This is a genomic window from Pseudomonas sp. RW10S2 (genome assembly GCF_014268985.1).
Taxonomy (GTDB): domain Bacteria; phylum Pseudomonadota; class Gammaproteobacteria; order Pseudomonadales; family Pseudomonadaceae; genus Aquipseudomonas; species Aquipseudomonas wayambapalatensis.
Genome location: NZ_JABWRO010000121.1, coordinates 1 through 16,974, shown reverse-complemented (window position 1 = coordinate 16,974; position 16,974 = coordinate 1). Strand labels below are relative to the sequence as shown.

General features: G+C 63.3%; 12 protein-coding genes. 9 read left to right on the top strand and 3 right to left on the bottom strand.

Translation table 11 applies throughout. The annotated features are described in order from the left end of the window. The first annotated feature begins 45 nt into the window (after positions 1-45). From der to HU729_RS21390, 3 genes are all read left to right on the top strand, one after another. Positions 46-1,509: a ribosome biogenesis GTPase Der gene (gene der, locus HU729_RS21400; protein WP_186711488.1), complete on the top strand. Its 1,464-nt coding sequence runs from the start codon at positions 46-48 to the stop codon at positions 1,507-1,509. Positions 1,510-1,701: 192 nt separating this feature from the next. Continuing rightward, positions 1,702-2,850: a pyridoxal phosphate-dependent aminotransferase gene (locus HU729_RS21395; protein WP_186711487.1), complete on the top strand. Its 1,149-nt coding sequence runs from the start codon at positions 1,702-1,704 to the stop codon at positions 2,848-2,850. Then, positions 2,838-3,629 (top strand): amidohydrolase, encoded by a 792-nt coding sequence (locus tag HU729_RS21390; RefSeq protein ID WP_186668205.1) that lies wholly within the window; start codon positions 2,838-2,840, stop codon positions 3,627-3,629. Before HU729_RS21395 ends, HU729_RS21390 begins: the two co-directional genes overlap by 13 nt. A 57-nt stretch (positions 3,630-3,686) precedes the next feature. Here the strand turns inward: HU729_RS21390 and HU729_RS21385 are convergent, their stop codons facing one another. Further along, positions 3,687-6,242, bottom strand: coding sequence for a PepSY domain-containing protein (locus tag HU729_RS21385; protein ID WP_186711486.1), 2,556 nt, complete (start codon positions 6,240-6,242; stop codon positions 3,687-3,689). Positions 6,243-6,480: 238 nt separating this feature from the next. Then, positions 6,481-8,772 carry a TonB-dependent siderophore receptor gene (locus HU729_RS21380; RefSeq protein WP_186711485.1) on the bottom strand — a complete coding sequence of 764 codons (2,292 nt, stop codon included), beginning with the start codon at positions 8,770-8,772 and terminating at the stop codon, positions 6,481-6,483. 246 nt (positions 8,773-9,018) lie between these two features. Between HU729_RS21380 and HU729_RS21375 the strand changes: the two genes are divergently transcribed. The 3 genes from HU729_RS21375 (at position 9,019) to HU729_RS21365 (ending at position 11,107) form a co-directional block, all read left to right on the top strand. After that, positions 9,019-9,699 carry a Fe2+-dependent dioxygenase gene (locus HU729_RS21375; RefSeq protein WP_186668199.1) on the top strand — a complete coding sequence of 227 codons (681 nt, stop codon included), beginning with the start codon at positions 9,019-9,021 and terminating at the stop codon, positions 9,697-9,699. 2 nt (positions 9,700-9,701) lie between these two features. Further along, the gene (locus tag HU729_RS21370; RefSeq protein WP_186668197.1) at positions 9,702-10,454 is read left to right on the top strand and encodes a tetratricopeptide repeat protein; all 753 of its coding nucleotides are present in this window, start codon (positions 9,702-9,704) and stop codon (positions 10,452-10,454) included. A 92-nt stretch (positions 10,455-10,546) separates the two neighbouring features. Beyond that, complete coding sequence (locus HU729_RS21365) at positions 10,547-11,107, top strand: hypothetical protein (RefSeq protein WP_186711484.1); 561 nt, start codon at positions 10,547-10,549, stop codon at positions 11,105-11,107. Between the two features lie 52 nt (positions 11,108-11,159). Here HU729_RS21365 and HU729_RS21360 read toward each other — a convergent pair whose 3' ends face one another. Beyond that, positions 11,160-12,323 (bottom strand): type III PLP-dependent enzyme, encoded by a 1,164-nt coding sequence (locus HU729_RS21360; RefSeq protein WP_186668187.1) that lies wholly within the window; start codon positions 12,321-12,323, stop codon positions 11,160-11,162. A 605-nt stretch (positions 12,324-12,928) separates the two neighbouring features. On the opposite strand from HU729_RS21360, the gene HU729_RS21355 reads away from it, so the two are divergent. From HU729_RS21355 to HU729_RS21345, 3 genes are all read left to right on the top strand, one after another. Continuing rightward, positions 12,929-13,417 (top strand): sigma-70 family RNA polymerase sigma factor, encoded by a 489-nt coding sequence (locus tag HU729_RS21355; RefSeq protein WP_186711483.1) that lies wholly within the window; start codon positions 12,929-12,931, stop codon positions 13,415-13,417. A 17-nt stretch (positions 13,418-13,434) separates the two neighbouring features. Next, positions 13,435-14,397, top strand: coding sequence for a FecR family protein (locus tag HU729_RS21350; protein WP_186711482.1), 963 nt, complete (start codon positions 13,435-13,437; stop codon positions 14,395-14,397). A 108-nt stretch (positions 14,398-14,505) separates the two neighbouring features. After that, positions 14,506-16,935 carry a TonB-dependent siderophore receptor gene (locus tag HU729_RS21345; protein ID WP_186711481.1) on the top strand — a complete coding sequence of 810 codons (2,430 nt, stop codon included), beginning with the start codon at positions 14,506-14,508 and terminating at the stop codon, positions 16,933-16,935. The last annotated feature ends 39 nt before the right edge of the window (positions 16,936-16,974 follow it).

Genomic DNA, 16,974 nt, shown 5'->3' with positions numbered 1-16,974 from the left:
GCGGGGGCCCTTTGCATTTTCAAGAATTCACGAGTGGAGAGCCGCATGGTTCCCGTAATCGCCCTGGTGGGACGGCCGAACGTCGGCAAATCCACCATGTTCAACCGCCTGACCAAGACCCGCGATGCCATCGTCGGCGACCTGTCGGGCCTGACCCGTGATCGCCAGTACGGCGACGCCACCTGGCAGGGTCGTTCGTTCATTCTCATCGACACCGGCGGTATCACCGGTGACGAAGTGGGCATGGACGAGAAGATGGCCGAGCAGTCGCTGATGGCCATCGAAGAAGCGGACTATGTGCTGTTCCTGGTCGATGCCCGCGCTGGCATGACCGCCGCTGACCAGATGATCGCCGAGCACCTGCGCAAGCGAAACAAAGAGGCGATCCTGGTCGCCAACAAGATCGACAACATCGATGCCGATGTCGCCCGCGCCGAGTTCTCGCCGCTGGGTATGGGCAACGCCATTCCGGTCGCCGGTTCGCAAGGCCGTGGTATCAACGCGCTGATGGAAGCCGTACTTGGCCACATCCCGCGCGACCAGGTCGAGGAAGCGCTGGATGCCGAAGTCGCCGAAGGCGAGGAAGCGGTGCGTGTTCCGGGGCCGAGCGAGAAGGATGGCATCAAGATCGCCATCATCGGTCGCCCGAACGTCGGCAAGTCGACGCTGGTCAACCGCATGCTCGGTGAAGAGCGTGTGGTGGTCTACGATCAGCCGGGCACCACCCGTGACAGTATCTACATCCCGTTCGAGCGTGATGGCGAGAAGTACACCTTCATCGACACTGCCGGGGTGCGCAAACGCGGCAAGATCCACGAGGAAGTCGAGAAGTTCTCGGTGGTCAAGACGCTGCAGGCGATCAAGGACGCCAACGTGGTGATCTTCGTCATGGACGCGCGCGAGGGGGTGGTCGACCATGACCTGAACTTGCTGGGCTTCGCCCTGGAAGCCGGCCGTGCCATCGTCATCGCCCTGAACAAGTGGGACGGCATGGAGCCGGGCGAGCGCGACTACGTGAAGACCGAGCTGGAGCGTCGGCTGTTCTTCGTCGACTTTGCCGACATCCACTTCATCTCCGCCTTGCACGGCACTGGCGTCGGCCATCTGTACAAGTCGGTGCAGGCCGCGTTCAAGTCGGCGGTCACCCGCTGGCCGACCAGCCGCCTGACGCAAATCCTCGAAGACGCCATCAGCGAGCACCAGCCGCCGCTGGTTAACGGTCGACGGATCAAGCTGCGCTACGCTCACCTCGGAGGTGCCAACCCACCCCTGATCGTGATCCACGGCAACCAGACCGACAAGATCCCGCGTTCCTACTCGCGCTACCTGGAAAACACCTACCGCCGTGTGCTGAAGCTGGTCGGTACGCCGATCCGCATCGAGTACAAGGGCGGCGAGAACCCGTACGAGGGCAACAAGAACACCCTCACCGATCGCCAGGTCAACAAGAAACGCCGCTTGATGTCGCACCACAAGAAGGCTGAGAAGAAGCGCAAAGACAAGCGCTGATTCTCGCGTCTGCTTCTTCGCGGGCAAGCCCGCTCCCACTGCAAGGCACAGGCATTGAGATCTGTGAACGACCTGTGGAGCGGGCTTGGCCACGAATGAGCCTTTGAATGTTTCAACCTTTTTCCTGCTTGCCCGATCCGCTATGCTCGGACTCCACCCCGTGCCGGACCACCCCGCAGGAAAGAGGGCTCCATGATCCGCAGCAAACTGCCGAACGTCGGCACGACCATCTTCACCACCATGTCCCAGCTCGCCGCGCAAACCGGCGCGCTCAACCTGTCCCAGGGTTTCCCCGATTTCAATGGCCCGCAGCCGCTGCTCGATGCGGTCGGCCGACACGTGGCCGCTGGCAACAACCAGTACGCGCCGATGACCGGGTTGCCGGTGTTGCGCCAGCAGGTCGCGGCGAAGATCGCCCGTCTTTATGGCGCTCAGGTGGATGCCGATCAGGAAGTGACCATCACGCCTGGCGCCACCGAGGCGATCTTCTGTGCGATCCAGGCGGTGATCCAGACTGGCGACGAGGTGATCGTCTTCGACCCGTCGTACGACAGCTACGAGCCGTCGGTAGAGCTGGCCGGTGGTCGCTGCGTGCATGTGCAACTGAGTGATGGCGATTTTCGCATCGACTGGCAGAAGTTCAGCGATGCCCTGACCCCGCGCACGCGCATGGTCATCCTCAACTCGCCACACAACCCCAGCGGTGCGTTGATCACTCGCGACGACCTCGACCAGCTTGCCGACTTGATTGCCGAGCGCGACATCTACCTGGTGAGCGACGAGGTCTACGAGCACCTGGTCTACGACGGCGTGCGCCATGCCAGCGTGCTGGCTCACGAGCCGCTCTATGCCAGGGCCTTCGTGGTCAGTTCGTTCGGCAAGACCTACCACGTCACCGGCTGGAAGACCGGCTATGTGATTGCACCGCCTGCGCTGAGTGCCGAGCTGCGCAAGGTCCACCAGTACGTCAACTTCTGCGGCGTGACGCCGCTGCAATGGGCGCTGGCCGACTTCATGGCCGAACACCCGGAGCATATCGACGAACTGCCAGGCTTCTACCAGGCCAAGCGCGACCTGTTCTGCGACCTGCTGCAGACATCGCGCTTTGCCTTCGCCCGCACCGCGGGCACCTATTTCCAGTTGGTGGATTACTCGGCGATCCGTCCCGACCTCAATGATGTGGAGATGGCACTGTGGCTGACCCGCGAACATGGCGTGGCGACCATCCCGGTGTCGGTGTTCTACCAGCGCCCTATCCCCGAGCAACGCCTGGTGCGCCTGTGCTTTGCCAAACGTGAGGAGACGCTGCGTCAGGCAGCGGAAAAACTATGCGCGATCTGAGTCAACTGCCGAACCTGAAGCTCGCCCTGGTGCAGACCACCCTGGCCTGGCATGACCGCGAGGGCAATCACGCGCATTTCGAGGTACTGCTGGAGCAGGCCCGTGGCGCTGACCTGGTGATCCTGCCGGAAATGTTCACCACCGGTTTCTCGATGGAGTCCGAACGCCTTGCCGAGCCCGAGCAGGGGCCGACCTACAAGTGGCTCAAGGCACAGGCAAAGAAGATCGATGCGGTGATCACCGGCAGTGTGATCATCCAGGCCGCCGATGGCAGCCATCGCAATCGCCTGCTGTGGGCACGACCGGACGGCGAGGTGCTGCATTACGACAAGCGCCACCTGTTCCGCATGGCGGGCGAGCACAAGCACTACACGCCTGGCGAACGCCAGGTACAGTTCGAGCTCAAGGGCTGGCGAGTTCGCCCGCTGATCTGCTACGACCTGCGCTTCCCAGTGTGGAGCCGCGACGCACAGGATACCGACCTGCTGCTGTACACGGCGAACTGGCCGGCCGCGCGGCGCCAGCACTGGAACCGGCTGCTGCCGGCGCGGGGGATCGAGAACCTGTGCTACGTGGCTGCGGTGAATCGGGTGGGGACCGACGGCAAGGGCTTTGCCTATTCGGGTGACAGCCAGGTGCTGGACTTCCAGGGCGAGAGCCTGCTGAGTGCGGGGGAGGCCGACGGGGTGTTCAGCGCGGTGTTGAGCGCGGCGGAGCTGGCGGCGTATCGGACCAAGTTCCCGGCGAACCTGGATGCCGATACCTTCGAGCTGCATTGAGATCGTGGTGGCCTTTTCGCGGGCAAGCCCGCGAAAAGAGCGACACATAGGCACTGATCAGTACACATCCCGCCGGTAGCGCCCATCCTCGATCAGTTGCTCAACGACCTCTTCACCCAGCATCCCCTTCAGCGCCGCATCCACGCCGCCTGCCATCCCTTGCAGGCTCCCGCAGACGTACACGCAGGCGCCGTCGTCCACCCAGCGGCGCAATTGTTCGCCTTGCTGCAACAGCACATCCTGCACATAGACCTTTTCCGCCTGGTCCCGCGAGAACGCCAGGTCCAGTCGCGCCAGATCGCCGCTGTCCAGCCAGCCTTGCAGCTCACGGCCGCAGAGCAGGTCGTTGGCGCGGTTGCGTTCGCCGAACAGCAGCCAGTTGCGCTGCTCACCCCCCGCGATCCGGGCCTTGAGCAGGCTGCGCAGGCCTGCCAGGCCAGTACCGTTGCCGATCAGCACCATCGGTGCCGAGGTTGTCGGCAGGTGGAAGCTGCTGTTGCGGCGCAGACGCAGGCTGGCATGGCCGTCCATGGGCAGGTATTCGGTCAGCCAGCCGGAGCCCAGCCCGAGGCTGCCATCGGCATGACGCTCCTGGCGCACGATCAGCTCCAGCACGCCGTCGCTGGCGATCGACGCGATGGAGTATTCGCGGGCACCGAGTGGGATCAGCGAATCGACCAGCGCCTGGGCGTGCAGGCCGACCAGATGCTCGCGGCTGGTCGGCAACTGGCGACTGGCCAGCGCTTGGCCAAGCGGTTCGACAAGACCATCAAGTTGCACCGGTAGATTCGCATCGAGCCCCAGCCCTTGCAGGAAGGCATCGATCCGCGCCTGGCTGTGGCGGGGCAGCACCTCGACCAGGTCGCCAGCTTCCCAATGGCTTGGGTGTTCGGCACTCAGGCCCAGCAAGTACACCGGTGCGCCCTGGCTGCCGGGGTTGAGCCGTTCGCGTCGGACCAGGCGCCAGTTGCCGTAGCTGGGCGGCTGCCAGGCGGCGAGCGGACGTGCGCCGGTCAGTTGCGCCAGGGCCTGCTGCCATTGTTGCAGGGCATTCTGGTCGGCACTGTCGACTTCGATCGGGCTGAACGCCGTGGTCGCGCCGCGTTCGGCCAGCCAGGCCTGCAGGCGTCGGGCGAAGCCGCAGAAATGCGGATACTGTCGATCGCCCAAGGCGAGCAGGGCGTAGTTCAGGTGTTGCAGCGCCCAGGGTTGGCCCAGCACCTTGCGCTCGAAGCCGCGGGCGCTGTCAGGCGCTTCGCCATCACCGAAGGTGCTGACCACGAACAGTGCACGACGGGCCTGGCGCAGCTCGTCCGCGCCCAGCTCGGCAAGCGAGCGCACCTGCACCGGCAAGCCCGCCGCCTGCAACTGCCCTGCGCTCTGCCAGGCCAGTTGCTCGGCCAGGCCACTCTGGCTGGCGAAGCCGATCAGCCAGCTGTCGCCGCTGGCCTGGGCGGTGTCGACCGAGCCACGGGCGGCACGGACCTGGCGCTTCTTGCGGCGGCGATCGAGATACAGCAGCCAGCCGGTGACGAAGAACAGCGGCATGGTCAGGCTGGCGATGGTGAGGATGATCCTGCCCGGCAAACCGAAATAGCTGCCCACGTGCAGGGCGTAGACGCTCTGCAGCAGTTGGGCTTTGAACGACTTGTCGGTGTAGCGCTCGTGACGCTTGATCTGGCCGTTGGCGGGGTCAAGTGTCAGGGTGTTGAAGGCGCGCTCGTGGGCTGAGTCATCAAGCAGGTAGAACAGCTTCGCTGGCTGCCCGCCGCCAGGTGGCAGGCGCAGGTTGTAGCTGGCAAGGCTTGGGCCGGCGGCATTCTTGAGGTTGTTCCAGATGGCGTCGTAATCGACCACCAGCGGCGCCGCCTTGGCATCCGCTGCTTGCGGTCCGGGGCGGCCACGACCTGCGCCGCGCTGCTGCTGTTCGCCGGCTGCGGGTTTGTCGGCGAGCAGTGTGTTCAGGCCCTCGCGGTACCAGTCGTACGACCAGAACAGGCCGGTCAGGGCAAACAGCAGGTAGAACAGCAGGCACCAGGTCCCGGCGACGGCGTGCAGGTCCCAGTTGAAGGCGCGGCCTTTCTTGGCCCAGTCGAAGCTCAGCCAGACCCGCCAGTTCAGGGCCCGGCGCGGCCAGCGCAGGTAAAGGCCGGAGAGGCAGAAGAAGATCAGCATCAGGGTGCAGGCACCGGTGATCTGCCGGCCGCTATCGCCCATGGCCAGGAAACGGTGCAGCTGCAGCATGAGGTTGAAGAAGCCTATCCCCGCGACCTCACCCTTGAGCTCGCCTGTGTAAGGGTCGGCATAACGCAGCTCGCCGCGGCGTTCGCCGGGCGGCGGCGTGAAGAAGAGGCGGGCGGCATTGTCGGCGTGGGTATCGACCCAGAGCATCGCCACCTTGTCGCCCTGGGCCAGTTCGGCGCGGCGCACCAGTTCCGGCAGCGGCAGCACGCCCTCCTGGCGCACCTCGACCTTGAGCACATCGGCGTTGAACAGGCGCAGCAGTTCTTCCTGGAACGACCAGATCGCACCGGTGATGCCCATCAGCGCCAGCACCAGGCCGGCGGTGATGCCAAAGAACCAGTGCAATTGGAACAGCGACTTCTTCACCACATCGATCACCTTGTGTTGCAGCCACAGACCGCGCGGCGTGCATTATGCCTTGATACGCAAAAGCCCCGCCCACAGGAATGATCGGGGCGGGGGCGTTCTGTTTAGTGCTCGACTGCACCGGCCTCTTCGCGGGCAAGCCCGCTCCCACAGGTCTTCCACAGGATTTGAGGATTGTGGTGTCCCTATGGGAGCGGGCTTGCCCGCGAAGAGGCCGGTGCAGACTAGCCCAGTCCCCTCATCAGAAGTGGACGCTGGTGGTCAGCAGCGCCGTGCGCCCGGCCGCCTGGTTGGCGAAGTGGGTGGAGAAGGCCTTGTCGTAGTACACCTCGTTGGTCAGGTTCTGCACGTTCAGTTGCAGATCGACGTTCTTGGTCAGCTTGTACGCAGCCATGGCGTCGTAGCGCACGTAACTGTCGACCATGGTGGTGTTGGCCACGCTGCCATACACGTCATCCACATAGAAGGCGCCGCCGCCAACGGTCAGCTTCGGTGTGATGGCGTAGGTGGTCCAGAGGCTGGCGCTGTTGTTCGGCGTGTTCGGCAGCTGGTTGCCGTCGTTGGCCTTGCCCAGCGGGCCACCGTCGATCTGGCGTGCCTGCATGTAGGTGTAGCCGGCGAACACCTGCCACTTGTCGGTGAGCTTGCCGCTGGCCGACAGCTCGATGCCCTGCACGCGAGTTTCGCCGACGTTCTCGTAGGTGGTGGTATTCACCTGGACGCGAGCGTTTTCCTTTTCGGTGCGGAACAGCGCAGCGGCCAGGGACAGGCGCTGGTCAAGCAGGTCCCACTTGGTACCGATCTCGTAGTTGGTCGTTTCTTCAGGTTCCAGGTCGCTGGACAGCAGGTTGCCCGAGCGGTCCGGCGTACCCGGCAGCGGGTTGCCTTCCTGGCCTTCGCCGAGCATCGCGCCCGGTGGCGTGGCGGAGGTGGCGTAGGATACGTAGATGCTGCCGTTGTCGGCCGGCTTCCACACCAGGCCCAACTGGCCGGTGATGAACTCGCTCTTGTCGCGGCCCTTGGCAGTGGTGGCGCCGGCTGCGGTGTAGGTCTTGTAGTCGGTGTCGAAGTGGTCGTAGCGCAGGCCCATGTTCAGCAGCCACTGCGGGGTCAGTTCGAGGGTATCGAAGACGTACAGCGCACGGGTCTTGCTGTTGGTGGTGGTGCCGGCGTAGTTGCGCGAGATCGCGCCGTTCCACGGATCGTCCGGGTTGGGATTGCTCAGCGAGGTGCAGTTGTAGCCGCTGGAGACGATCATGCCCGGGGTGCAGTTGGTGCTCGCGTTGCCGGGCGAGGCGGGCGTGGTGTCGGTGTTGACGTTGTACGAGGAGCGCTCGCTCTCTTCGCGGCTCAGTTCGATGCCGGTGGAGAAGCTGTTCTTCAGGCCGCCCAGGTAGAACTCGCCGAACAGGTCGGTCTGGTTGGTGGTGGTGGCGGTGTTGCCCACGCGGGTGTTGGCGCGGCGCCAGACACTGCCGTTGTTGACGTTGCCCTTGCTGTCGTCTGGCTGGGTGAGGATGTAGTCCTGCATGCTGTTGCCGTGGCGCAGGGTGTTCTTGACGGTCAGCGAGTCGGACAGGTCGTGCTCGACGGCGATGGTGGCGATGTCCACCCGCGATTTGCGGAAGTCGCGACCGGTCAGGCCGTAGAAGTTGTCGTGGTCGCCACCCGCGTAAGGCTTGCTCGGATTGGCCGAGGTACGGGCGCCGGTGCCGCCGGCCGGCACGGTGTAGGGGATGCCCGAATCCGGCAGGTCGTCGCTTTCCAGGTGGTAGTAGTCAAGGTTGACGCGGGTCGGGGTGCCCAGGCCGAAGGCCAGCGACGGGGCGATGCCCCAGCGGTCGTAATTGACCTTGTCGCGCCCGGCGACGTTGCTCTCGTGGGTCATCAGGTTCAGGCGCCCGGCCACGGTGTCGCTGAACTGGTAGTTGCCATCGAAGGTGTAGCGCTGGGTCTGGTCGCTGCCCCAGGTCCAGGCGCCGTCGAGCGAGTTGCCGAGGTGGGCGCGCTTGCTCACCAGGTTGATGGTGCCACCTGCAGCACCACGGCCGCCAATGGCGGAGTTCGGGCCCTTGGCCACTTCCACCGATTCGATGGCGAAGATCTCGCGGGTCTGTGCGCCCGTGTCGCGCACGCCGTCCAGGTAGGTATCGCCTTGGGCGTCGAAGCCGCGGATGAACGGGCGATCGCCTTGCGGGTTGCCGCCTTCGCCGGCACCGAAGGTGATACCCGGCACGGTACGCAGCGCATCCTGCAGGCTCAGGGCGTTGGTGTCCTTGATCACCTGCTGCGGGATCACCGTGACCGAACGCGGGGTGTCCACCAGTGGTGCGGTGTATTTCTGCGAGGAGGCTTTTTCGACCTTGTACTCGGTGCTCGCCTGTTCGGCCTTGCCGTTGACGCTGGTGGCGTCGAGGGTGACCGGCTGGGCGGCTGCGGGATCGGCGGCATAGGCCGAGGTCGCGCTGAGGGCGACGCCGATGGCGCAGGTGAGCAGGCGTGGTGAGCTGACAGCGGATGGTACGTGGCGCATTTTGTTTTTGACCTTCCCCAAGGTGTGAAGGCCGCGGATGTTAATGTAAGCAATTGTAAGTAACAATTGAGACTCGTTACCATTCGCAAGAAACTTACAATCTTTACATTTTACCCTTACGGTTTTTCCGGGTTCGTGCGTCTGCGGTCGTGGCCGCAAGGCAGGGGATTGCGCCAACGGCACTTGCCTGTCGCAAAAGGGAATCAATATCATTGGGCCTTTGCCCTCTGCCAGGTACCTCGCGCCATGCTTCTGCACATCCCCGGCCTGTTCGACGCCGACGAGATTTCCCGCATCCGCCAGGCCCTGGAGCAGGCCGACTGGGCCGATGGCAAGGCGACGGCCGGCTACCAGTCGGCCAAGGCCAAGCACAACCTGCAGTTGCCCGAAGGCCATGCCCTGGCCAAGGAGATCGGCAGCGCGCTGATCGACCGGCTGTGGCGCAATCCGTTGTTCATGTCGGCGGCGTTGCCGCACAAGGTGTTCCCGCCGCTGGTCAATTGCTACCGCGAAGGTGGCAACTTCGGTTTTCACATCGACAACGCGCTGCGCCAACCCAAGGGCAGCCCCGAGCGGGTACGCACCGACCTTTCGTCCACGCTGTTTCTCAGCGAGCCAGACAGCTACGACGGTGGCGAGCTGGTGATCCAGGACACCTACGGTGTGCAGCAGGTCAAGCTGGCGGCAGGCGATATGGTGCTGTATCCGGGCACCAGCCTGCACAAGGTCAACCCTGTGACGCGCGGCGAGCGCTTCGCGGCGTTCTTCTGGACCCAGAGCCTGGTGCGTGACGATGGCCAGCGCACGCTGCTGTTCGAGATGGACAACGCCATACGCCAGCTCGGTGCCGATGTGCCCGATCATCCGTCGCTGTTGCAACTGACCGGCACCTACCACAACCTGTTGCGTCGCTGGGCGGAGGTTTGAGCATGTCGTATCAGTTGCGACGCGAGGATGTGATCGATGTTGCCGAGCTCAAGTCGATGCTCGAGCACAGCCCCGGCAAGGCCGCCCAGGCGATTCTTGCAGCCGCGGGGCAGGGGGTGGTCGAGGCGCAGGCATTGCTTGGGCAGATTCTGCTCGACGGGCATGGGATCGAACAGGATGAGCGCCTGGCACGGCATTGGTTCGCCATTGCCGCCCAGGCCGGCAACGCCATGGCGTACAACATGCTGGGGCGATGCCTGGAGCACGGTTGGGGTGGTGAAATCGATCTGACCCAGGCGGCCATCCATTACGCAAAGGCCGCCGATGCCGACTCCGATTGGGGCCTCTACAACCTGGGCAACCTGTTGGCTACCGGTCGCGGGGTGCCAGTAAATCAGGCGCAGGCGCTGATCTGTTACGAGAAGGCGGCGCACATGGGGCATGCCAAGTCGATGAACCTGTACGGGCGTTACCTGGAGCAGGGCATTGCCACCACCGCGAGCCCTGCGCGGGCGGTACGCTGGTATCGGCGTTCGGCCGAGGCGGGGGATTTTCGCGGAATGTTCAGCCTGGCGCTGGTGCTTGTCGAACGAGGGCAAATCGAAGCGGCGTTTCCCTGGCTACGACGAGCCAGGCAGGAGGGCAACGAAAGCTTCCTGCGCAGCAGCGTGTTGACTTTGCGTGCCGGTGGGCCTTTGTTGGCTTGCGTTGCAGCGGACTACCAGGAGGAACTGGAGCGTCGCAGCCGCTCGTGAAGCATGGCGTCAGACCCGAGAAAGATTTCACGATTATCCAGCTAGGTCGTACTTGTGACGATAGGACTCATTTCAGCGATCTGAGGTCAAACATGAGTACTTATAACCCAGCTGCTTCGTTTATCGCCGTTTTATCCTGTGAAACCAGCAAGGGCTCGGGCACGCTGACCGCCGGTAAACTCAAGGGAGCAAAGAGCGGGGGTGGCTACTATGGCAACGTTGATGTAGACCGCCGTGGTGATGTTTACCTCTGCAGCAGCGTCAACTTACAAAATCAAGAGCGTTTCTGGTTTGGTTGTTTCAACCGCGGTGAGCCGGAGCGCTATGACGTTCGTAGTTGGGCTCCAGGCAAGCCTCATCATGGGCAGCGCTTGGCTGTAGCCAGTGATGGCAGTCTGAGGATGGTTCCCGCTGTCGGTATTTCCTGCGACTGGCTTCTAAGCTGGGATGGCAAGCCATTGCGGCTTGGTCATGTCAACGAAATGGGCGGGCCAGCCTATGGCTTTGCAATGTCGCATGTCACTGCTGGAGGCTTGCGCCATGAAGCGCCGACCAGCGTTCGGACGGGATGGCATAACAAGATGCGCACAGGCAGTGGCGAGCAGGCTGGGCTCTGGATTCAGATTCAAGAGACTTGGGTAGCACAGCCCTGACACCCATCGTCTGGCTGAAAAGGCGCTTCGTGACGAAGCGCCTTTTCAGGTGTTACAGGTAGAACGCCTTCAGCGGCGGGAAGCCGTTGAACTCCACCGCGCTGTAGCTGGTGGTGTAGGCGCCGGTCGACAGCCAGTACAGGCGGTCGCCGATGGCCAGGTTCAGCGGCAGGCCGTACTTGTAGTTCTCGTACATGATATCGGCGCTGTCGCAGGTCGGGCCGGCGATCACCACTTCTTCGGCTTCACCTTTCTTCTCGGTCCAGATCGGGAACTTGATGGCTTCGTCCATGGTTTCGATCAGGCCGGAGAACTTGCCCACGTCGGTGTAGATCCAGCGCTCGACCGCGGTGCGCGACTTGCGCGCCACCAACACCACTTCGCTGACCAGGATACCGGCGTTGGCGATCAGCGAACGGCCCGGCTCCAGGATGATTTCCGGGAGGTCGTCACCGAAGTCTTCCTTGAGGAAGCGGATGATCTCTTCAGCGTAGGTTTCCAGGCTGTTGGTACGGGTGATGTAGTTGGCCGGGAAGCCGCCGCCCATGTTGATCAGCTTCAGCTCGATGCCGTCTTCTTCTTTCAGGCGCTCGAAGATCACCTTGACCTTGGCGATGGCCGCGTCCCAGACGCTGATGTCGCGCTGCTGGGAACCGACGTGGAACGAGATGCCATAAGGCACCAGGCCCAGGTCCCGGGCCAGGATCAGCAGGTCCATGGCCATGTCGGTCTGGCAACCGAATTTACGCGACAGCGGCCAGTCGGCGGTGGTGGAGCCTTCGGTGAGGATGCGCACGTACACTTTCGAGCCCGGTGCGGCCTTGGCGATGTTGCGCAGGTCGGCTTCGGAGTCGGTGGCGTAGAGACGCACGCCCTTCTCGTAGAAGTAGCGAATGTCCTTGGACTTCTTGATGGTGTTGCCATAGCTGATGCGGTCGGCGCTGACACCACGGCCCAGCACTTTGTCCAGCTCGTAGATCGAGGCGATGTCGAAGCTCGAGCCTTTTTCCTTGAGCAGGTCGATGATCTCGACCGCCGGGTTGGCCTTGACTGCGTAGTAGACCTTGGCGAATTCGAAGCCCGCGCGCAGGTCGTCGTAGGCCTGGCTGATCATCTGGGTGTCGATGAGTACGAACGGGGTTTCCTGCTTGTCGGCGAACGCCTTCATTTTCTGAAAGGTGTCGCGCGCGAAATAGTCTTCGACCTGGATCGACATGCTTAGGGACTCCATGGGCAAACTGAAAAGATAAGTGGCTGCAAACTGAACGTCCTCCGTATCCCCACTTTGGTTCGCCTACTTCCCAAGGCATGTCGCCGAAAGCAAAAAGGTCGCTGTAAAAGCGGCGGCCTTGCTGTCTCGTCGTCAGTACTTGAGCCGGATGGATCGTTTCCAGCATGGACGTTCGGCGCGCACTTTAGGACGTGAGGAATGCAGAATCAACCCGCAATCCCAGCGTGTTCCCGTGCAATCGACGAGTAGCCATTTGAATAACCGACTCGTGTGACCGGCAGATGTTCCCCTGGTCAATTCCAGCGTAAAGAATTGTGGAATGGAGCATGTCGGCCCGTTGCTGGGTGAACCCGTTTCCATAGGCATCAGGGTGTTTGCGCCGTGCCGTGCTCGCTCGCGAAAAGCGCCTGGGTGTTCATATTTATGGCCACGCCTGGCTGGTACCTCCGTGCCGGAATCCCTCGATAAATTTTTTGTTACCGAGGCAAAAAAATGCTCCCGTGAGGACAGTTGCACGCCGATTTGCCGCTTTTAATAAGAAGTATTATTATTTGCGACCTCTTGTCCCCGCCTCCCTGACGAGCCAGACCGTGTCCGGACACAAAGGCTTTCTCGACCACTATCACGAGCTGATCGGCACCTGGACGCGCAAGTTGCGCAGTCGTCAGCAGGCCGAGGACCTCGCCCACGATGCTTTCGTCCGCGTGCTGGAAAATCCGCGCGAGCAGGTCGAGCAGCCGCGTGCCTATCTGCACCAGACCGCACGCAACATCGCGGTGGATGGTTTCCGTCGCGCAGACCGGCGCCAGGCACTGGAACTGGAGCTGTTCGATGAGGGCGGTGCCCAGGGCGGTGACCCGGAAGCCTACATGCACGCACTGGAGCTGGCAGACACCGTCGAGCGGGCGCTGGCGCAACTGCCGGTCAATTGCCGGCGGGTGTTCATCTGGCAGAAACTCGAAGGCCTGACCCAGGCCGAGATCGCCGAGCGCATGGGTTTGACCAAGAATATGGTCGAAAAGTATATGATTCGCACGCTCCGACATCTGCGTGAGCACCTGGACGTGACCACCAGATGAGTCAGGAGACCCTTTCGATGAATCAGCAAGGCGCCGACAACCCGCGCGAACAGGCCGCCGACTGGTTTGTCCGCGTTCAGGATGCGCCGGATGACAGCGGCCTGCGCGAGCGCCTGCAGCGTTGGCTGGACGAGCGCCCCGAGCACCGGCAGGAATACGAACTGCTTGGCAGGTTGTGGTGTGCAGCCGATTTCATCCCTTCCGAACGCCTTGAGGCACTGTGTGAAACAGAGCCGGTGCGTCAGTTGCCGCGTCGGCGTCTGCTGCGTCAGGCCCTGGCCGCAGGCGTTGCGGTCGCCGCGCTGGGGCTGGGCTGGGCGGGGTGGCAGTATCAGCAGTTGAACCACCATGACGTGCTCGCCACGCAATTGGGCGAGCGCCGCCTGTTCGAGCTGCCGGACGGCTCGCGCCTGGAGCTGAACAGCGCGACGCGCGTCGAGGTCGCCTTCAGCGCCGGGCGCCGGCAACTGCGCCTGGAGACGGGCGAGGCGATGTTCAGTGTCGCCCACGATAGCAGTCGGCCCTTCGTGGTTGATACGGCCCAGGGCAGCGTCACCGTCACCGGTACCCGTTTCGACGTGCGCCAGGACAGCGGCCTGACCCGGGTTGTCGTCGAGCAGGGTTCGGTGAAGGTCGAAGGCGCGGCTGGCTCGCTGGCGCAGTTGGGCGCAGGGCAGGGCGCGCATATCGACCAGCAGGGCAAGGTCGCCGCGCCCTATGCGGTCAACGCCGCCTCGCTCACCGCCTGGCGCCAGGGCAAGCTGGTGTTCGACAACGCGACCCTCGCCGAAGTGGTCAGCGAGGTGTCGCGCTATCGCGCCCACCCGCTGCGTGTCGCTCCGGGCAAGGTCGCCAACCTGCGTCTGTCCAGTACCTTCAGCACCGACGACACCGACGCGTTGCTGCGGGCCCTGCCGAACATCCTTCCCGTGGCCGTGAAAGCCCATTCCGACGGCTCCAGCGAAATAATCGCGAAATAGATTCAGGTTTTTTCCGGTTCGTTCGTCTTCCTCGCCAGCTGCAACTGCCAAGCATTTCCATTTGCGCATGGTTGGCGTTTATCCGGACTTTCAGGACCTATCGAAGACGTGAACAACAACAAGCCCTTCCTTCGCCTGCGCCGCCTGGCGCTGGCCCTGGCGGTCAGCGCCGCCGCTGCGAACAGCTATGCCGAACAAGCTCCGGCCGCCATCCAGATCCAGGCCCAGCCATTGGCTTCGGCCCTGACTCAACTGGGCCAGCAGACCAGCCTGCAATTGTTCTTCAGCCCCGACCTGGTCGCTGGCAAGCAGGCGCCAGCGGTGTCTGGCAGCCTGGCCCCCGAGCAGGCCTTGCAGCAGCTGCTGCAGGGCAGCGGGCTGACCTACGAAATGTCTCAGGACACCGTGGTGGTCAAACCGGCCCAGAGCGCCGGCACCCTGACCACCGGCAGCCTGGAGCTGGCGCCGACCGATGTGAAGGTGGTGGGTGACTGGTTGGGCGATGCCGACCAGACCGTGGTGCAGAACCACCCCGGCGCGCGTACCGTGGTGCGCCGCCAGGAAATGGTCGAGCAGGGCACCATGAACGTGCGCGACGCACTGCGTGGTATCCCGGGTGTGCAGGTACAGGACTCCAACGGCACCGGCGGCAGCGACCTGTCGCTCAACGTCGGGGTGCGTGGCCTGACCTCGCGCCTGTCGCCACGCTCGACCGTGCTGATCGACGGCGTGCCGGCGGCCTTCGCCCCCTATGGCCAGCCGCAGTTGTCGATGGCGCCGATCTCCTCGGGCAACCTTGACAGCATCGACGTGGTCCGCGGTGCAGGCTCGGTGCGTTATGGCCCGCAGAACGTCGGTGGCGTCATCAACTTCGTCACCCGGGCGATCCCGGAAAAAGCCACCGCCGAGCTGGGTACTACCCTGGAAACCTCCAAGTACGGTGGCTGGAAACACACCGAATCGGCCTTCGTCGGCGGTACTGCCGACAACGGCATCGGCGTTGCGCTGCTGTACTCCGGCGTCAACGGTAACGGCTACCGCCGCAGCAACAACGACAACGATATCGATGACGTGTTGCTCAAGACCCACTGGGCACCCACCGACAGCGACGAGTTCTGGCTCAACTTCCACTACTATGACGGCCGCGCCGACATGCCCGGTGGCCTGACCCAGGCGCAGTTCGACCGCGACCCTTACCAGTCGGTGCGCGACTACGACTACTTCAGTGGTCGACGCAAGGACGTCTCGTTCAAGTGGCAGCGCCAGCTCGACGAAGCCACCCAGTTCGAAGTGCTGACCTACTACACCGACAGCTTCCGCGGCAGCGCCATTGCCGCTCGCGACCAGCGCACCCTGTCGTCGTTCCCGCGTAACTACACCACCTTCGGTATCGAGCCGCGTGTGTCGCGGGTCTTCTTCACCGGGCCTGTGACCCAGGAAGTCAGCGTCGGCTATCGCTACCTCAAGGAAGCCATGCGCGAGCAGGCCTCCCGCCTGGCGCTGATCGACAACGTACCGACCGTCACCCCGACCGCCGATGGCCATGTCTACCAGGACCGTACCGGCGGCACCGAGGCCAGTGCCTACTACATCGATGACAAGATCGACGTCGGCAACTGGACCATCACCCCGGGCATCCGCTTCGAGCACATCAATACCGACTGGCGCGACCGTCCGGTGCTGGACAACAACAACCGCCCGGTGCCGGAGAAGAACCGCAGCATCACCAGCAACGAGCCTCTGCCGGCCCTGAGCGTGATGTACCACATGTCCGAAGCGTGGAAGCTGTTCGCCAACTACGAGACCTCGTTCGGCAGCCTGCAGTACTTCCAGTTGGGTCAGGGTGGTTCGGGTGACAACACCGCCAACGGCCTGGAGCCGGAGAAGGCCAAGACCTACGAGATCGGTACCCGTTATGACGACGGCCACTTCGCGGGCGAGCTGACGGCGTTCTACATCGACTTCGACGACGAACTGCAGTACATCAGCAACGACGTGGGCTGGACCAACCTGGGTGCGACCAAGCACCAGGGTATCGAGGCATCGGTGCGTTATGACCTGGCGGGCCTGGATCCGCGTCTGGACGGTCTGTCGGCCAATGCCGGTTTCACCTACACCCGTGCCACCTATGAAGGCGAGATCCCTGGCTTCAAGGGCCGCGACCTGCCGTTCTACTCGCGTCAGGTGGCCACTGCCGGGCTGCGTTACCAGATCAACCGCTGGACCTGGAACCTGGACGCCTACGCCCAATCCAAGCAGCGCGCACCGGGCACCGGGGTCAATGCCGATGGCAGCTTCACCGGCAACTACATCACCCAGCCGAGCGCCGATGGGCAGTACGGCAACATTCCGGGCTATGTGACCTGGCATGCTCGTGGTGGCTATGACTTCGGTCCGCAGCTGTCGAACCTGAAGCTGGCGGCGGGGGTGAAGAACATCTTCGACAAGCAGTACTACACCCGCTCCAGCGACAACAACGCCGGGTTGTACGTGGGTGAGCCGCGCACCTTCTATGTACAGGCCAGTGTAGGGTTCTGATACCGAGTCGCCCCATTCGCGGGCAAGCCCGCTCCCACA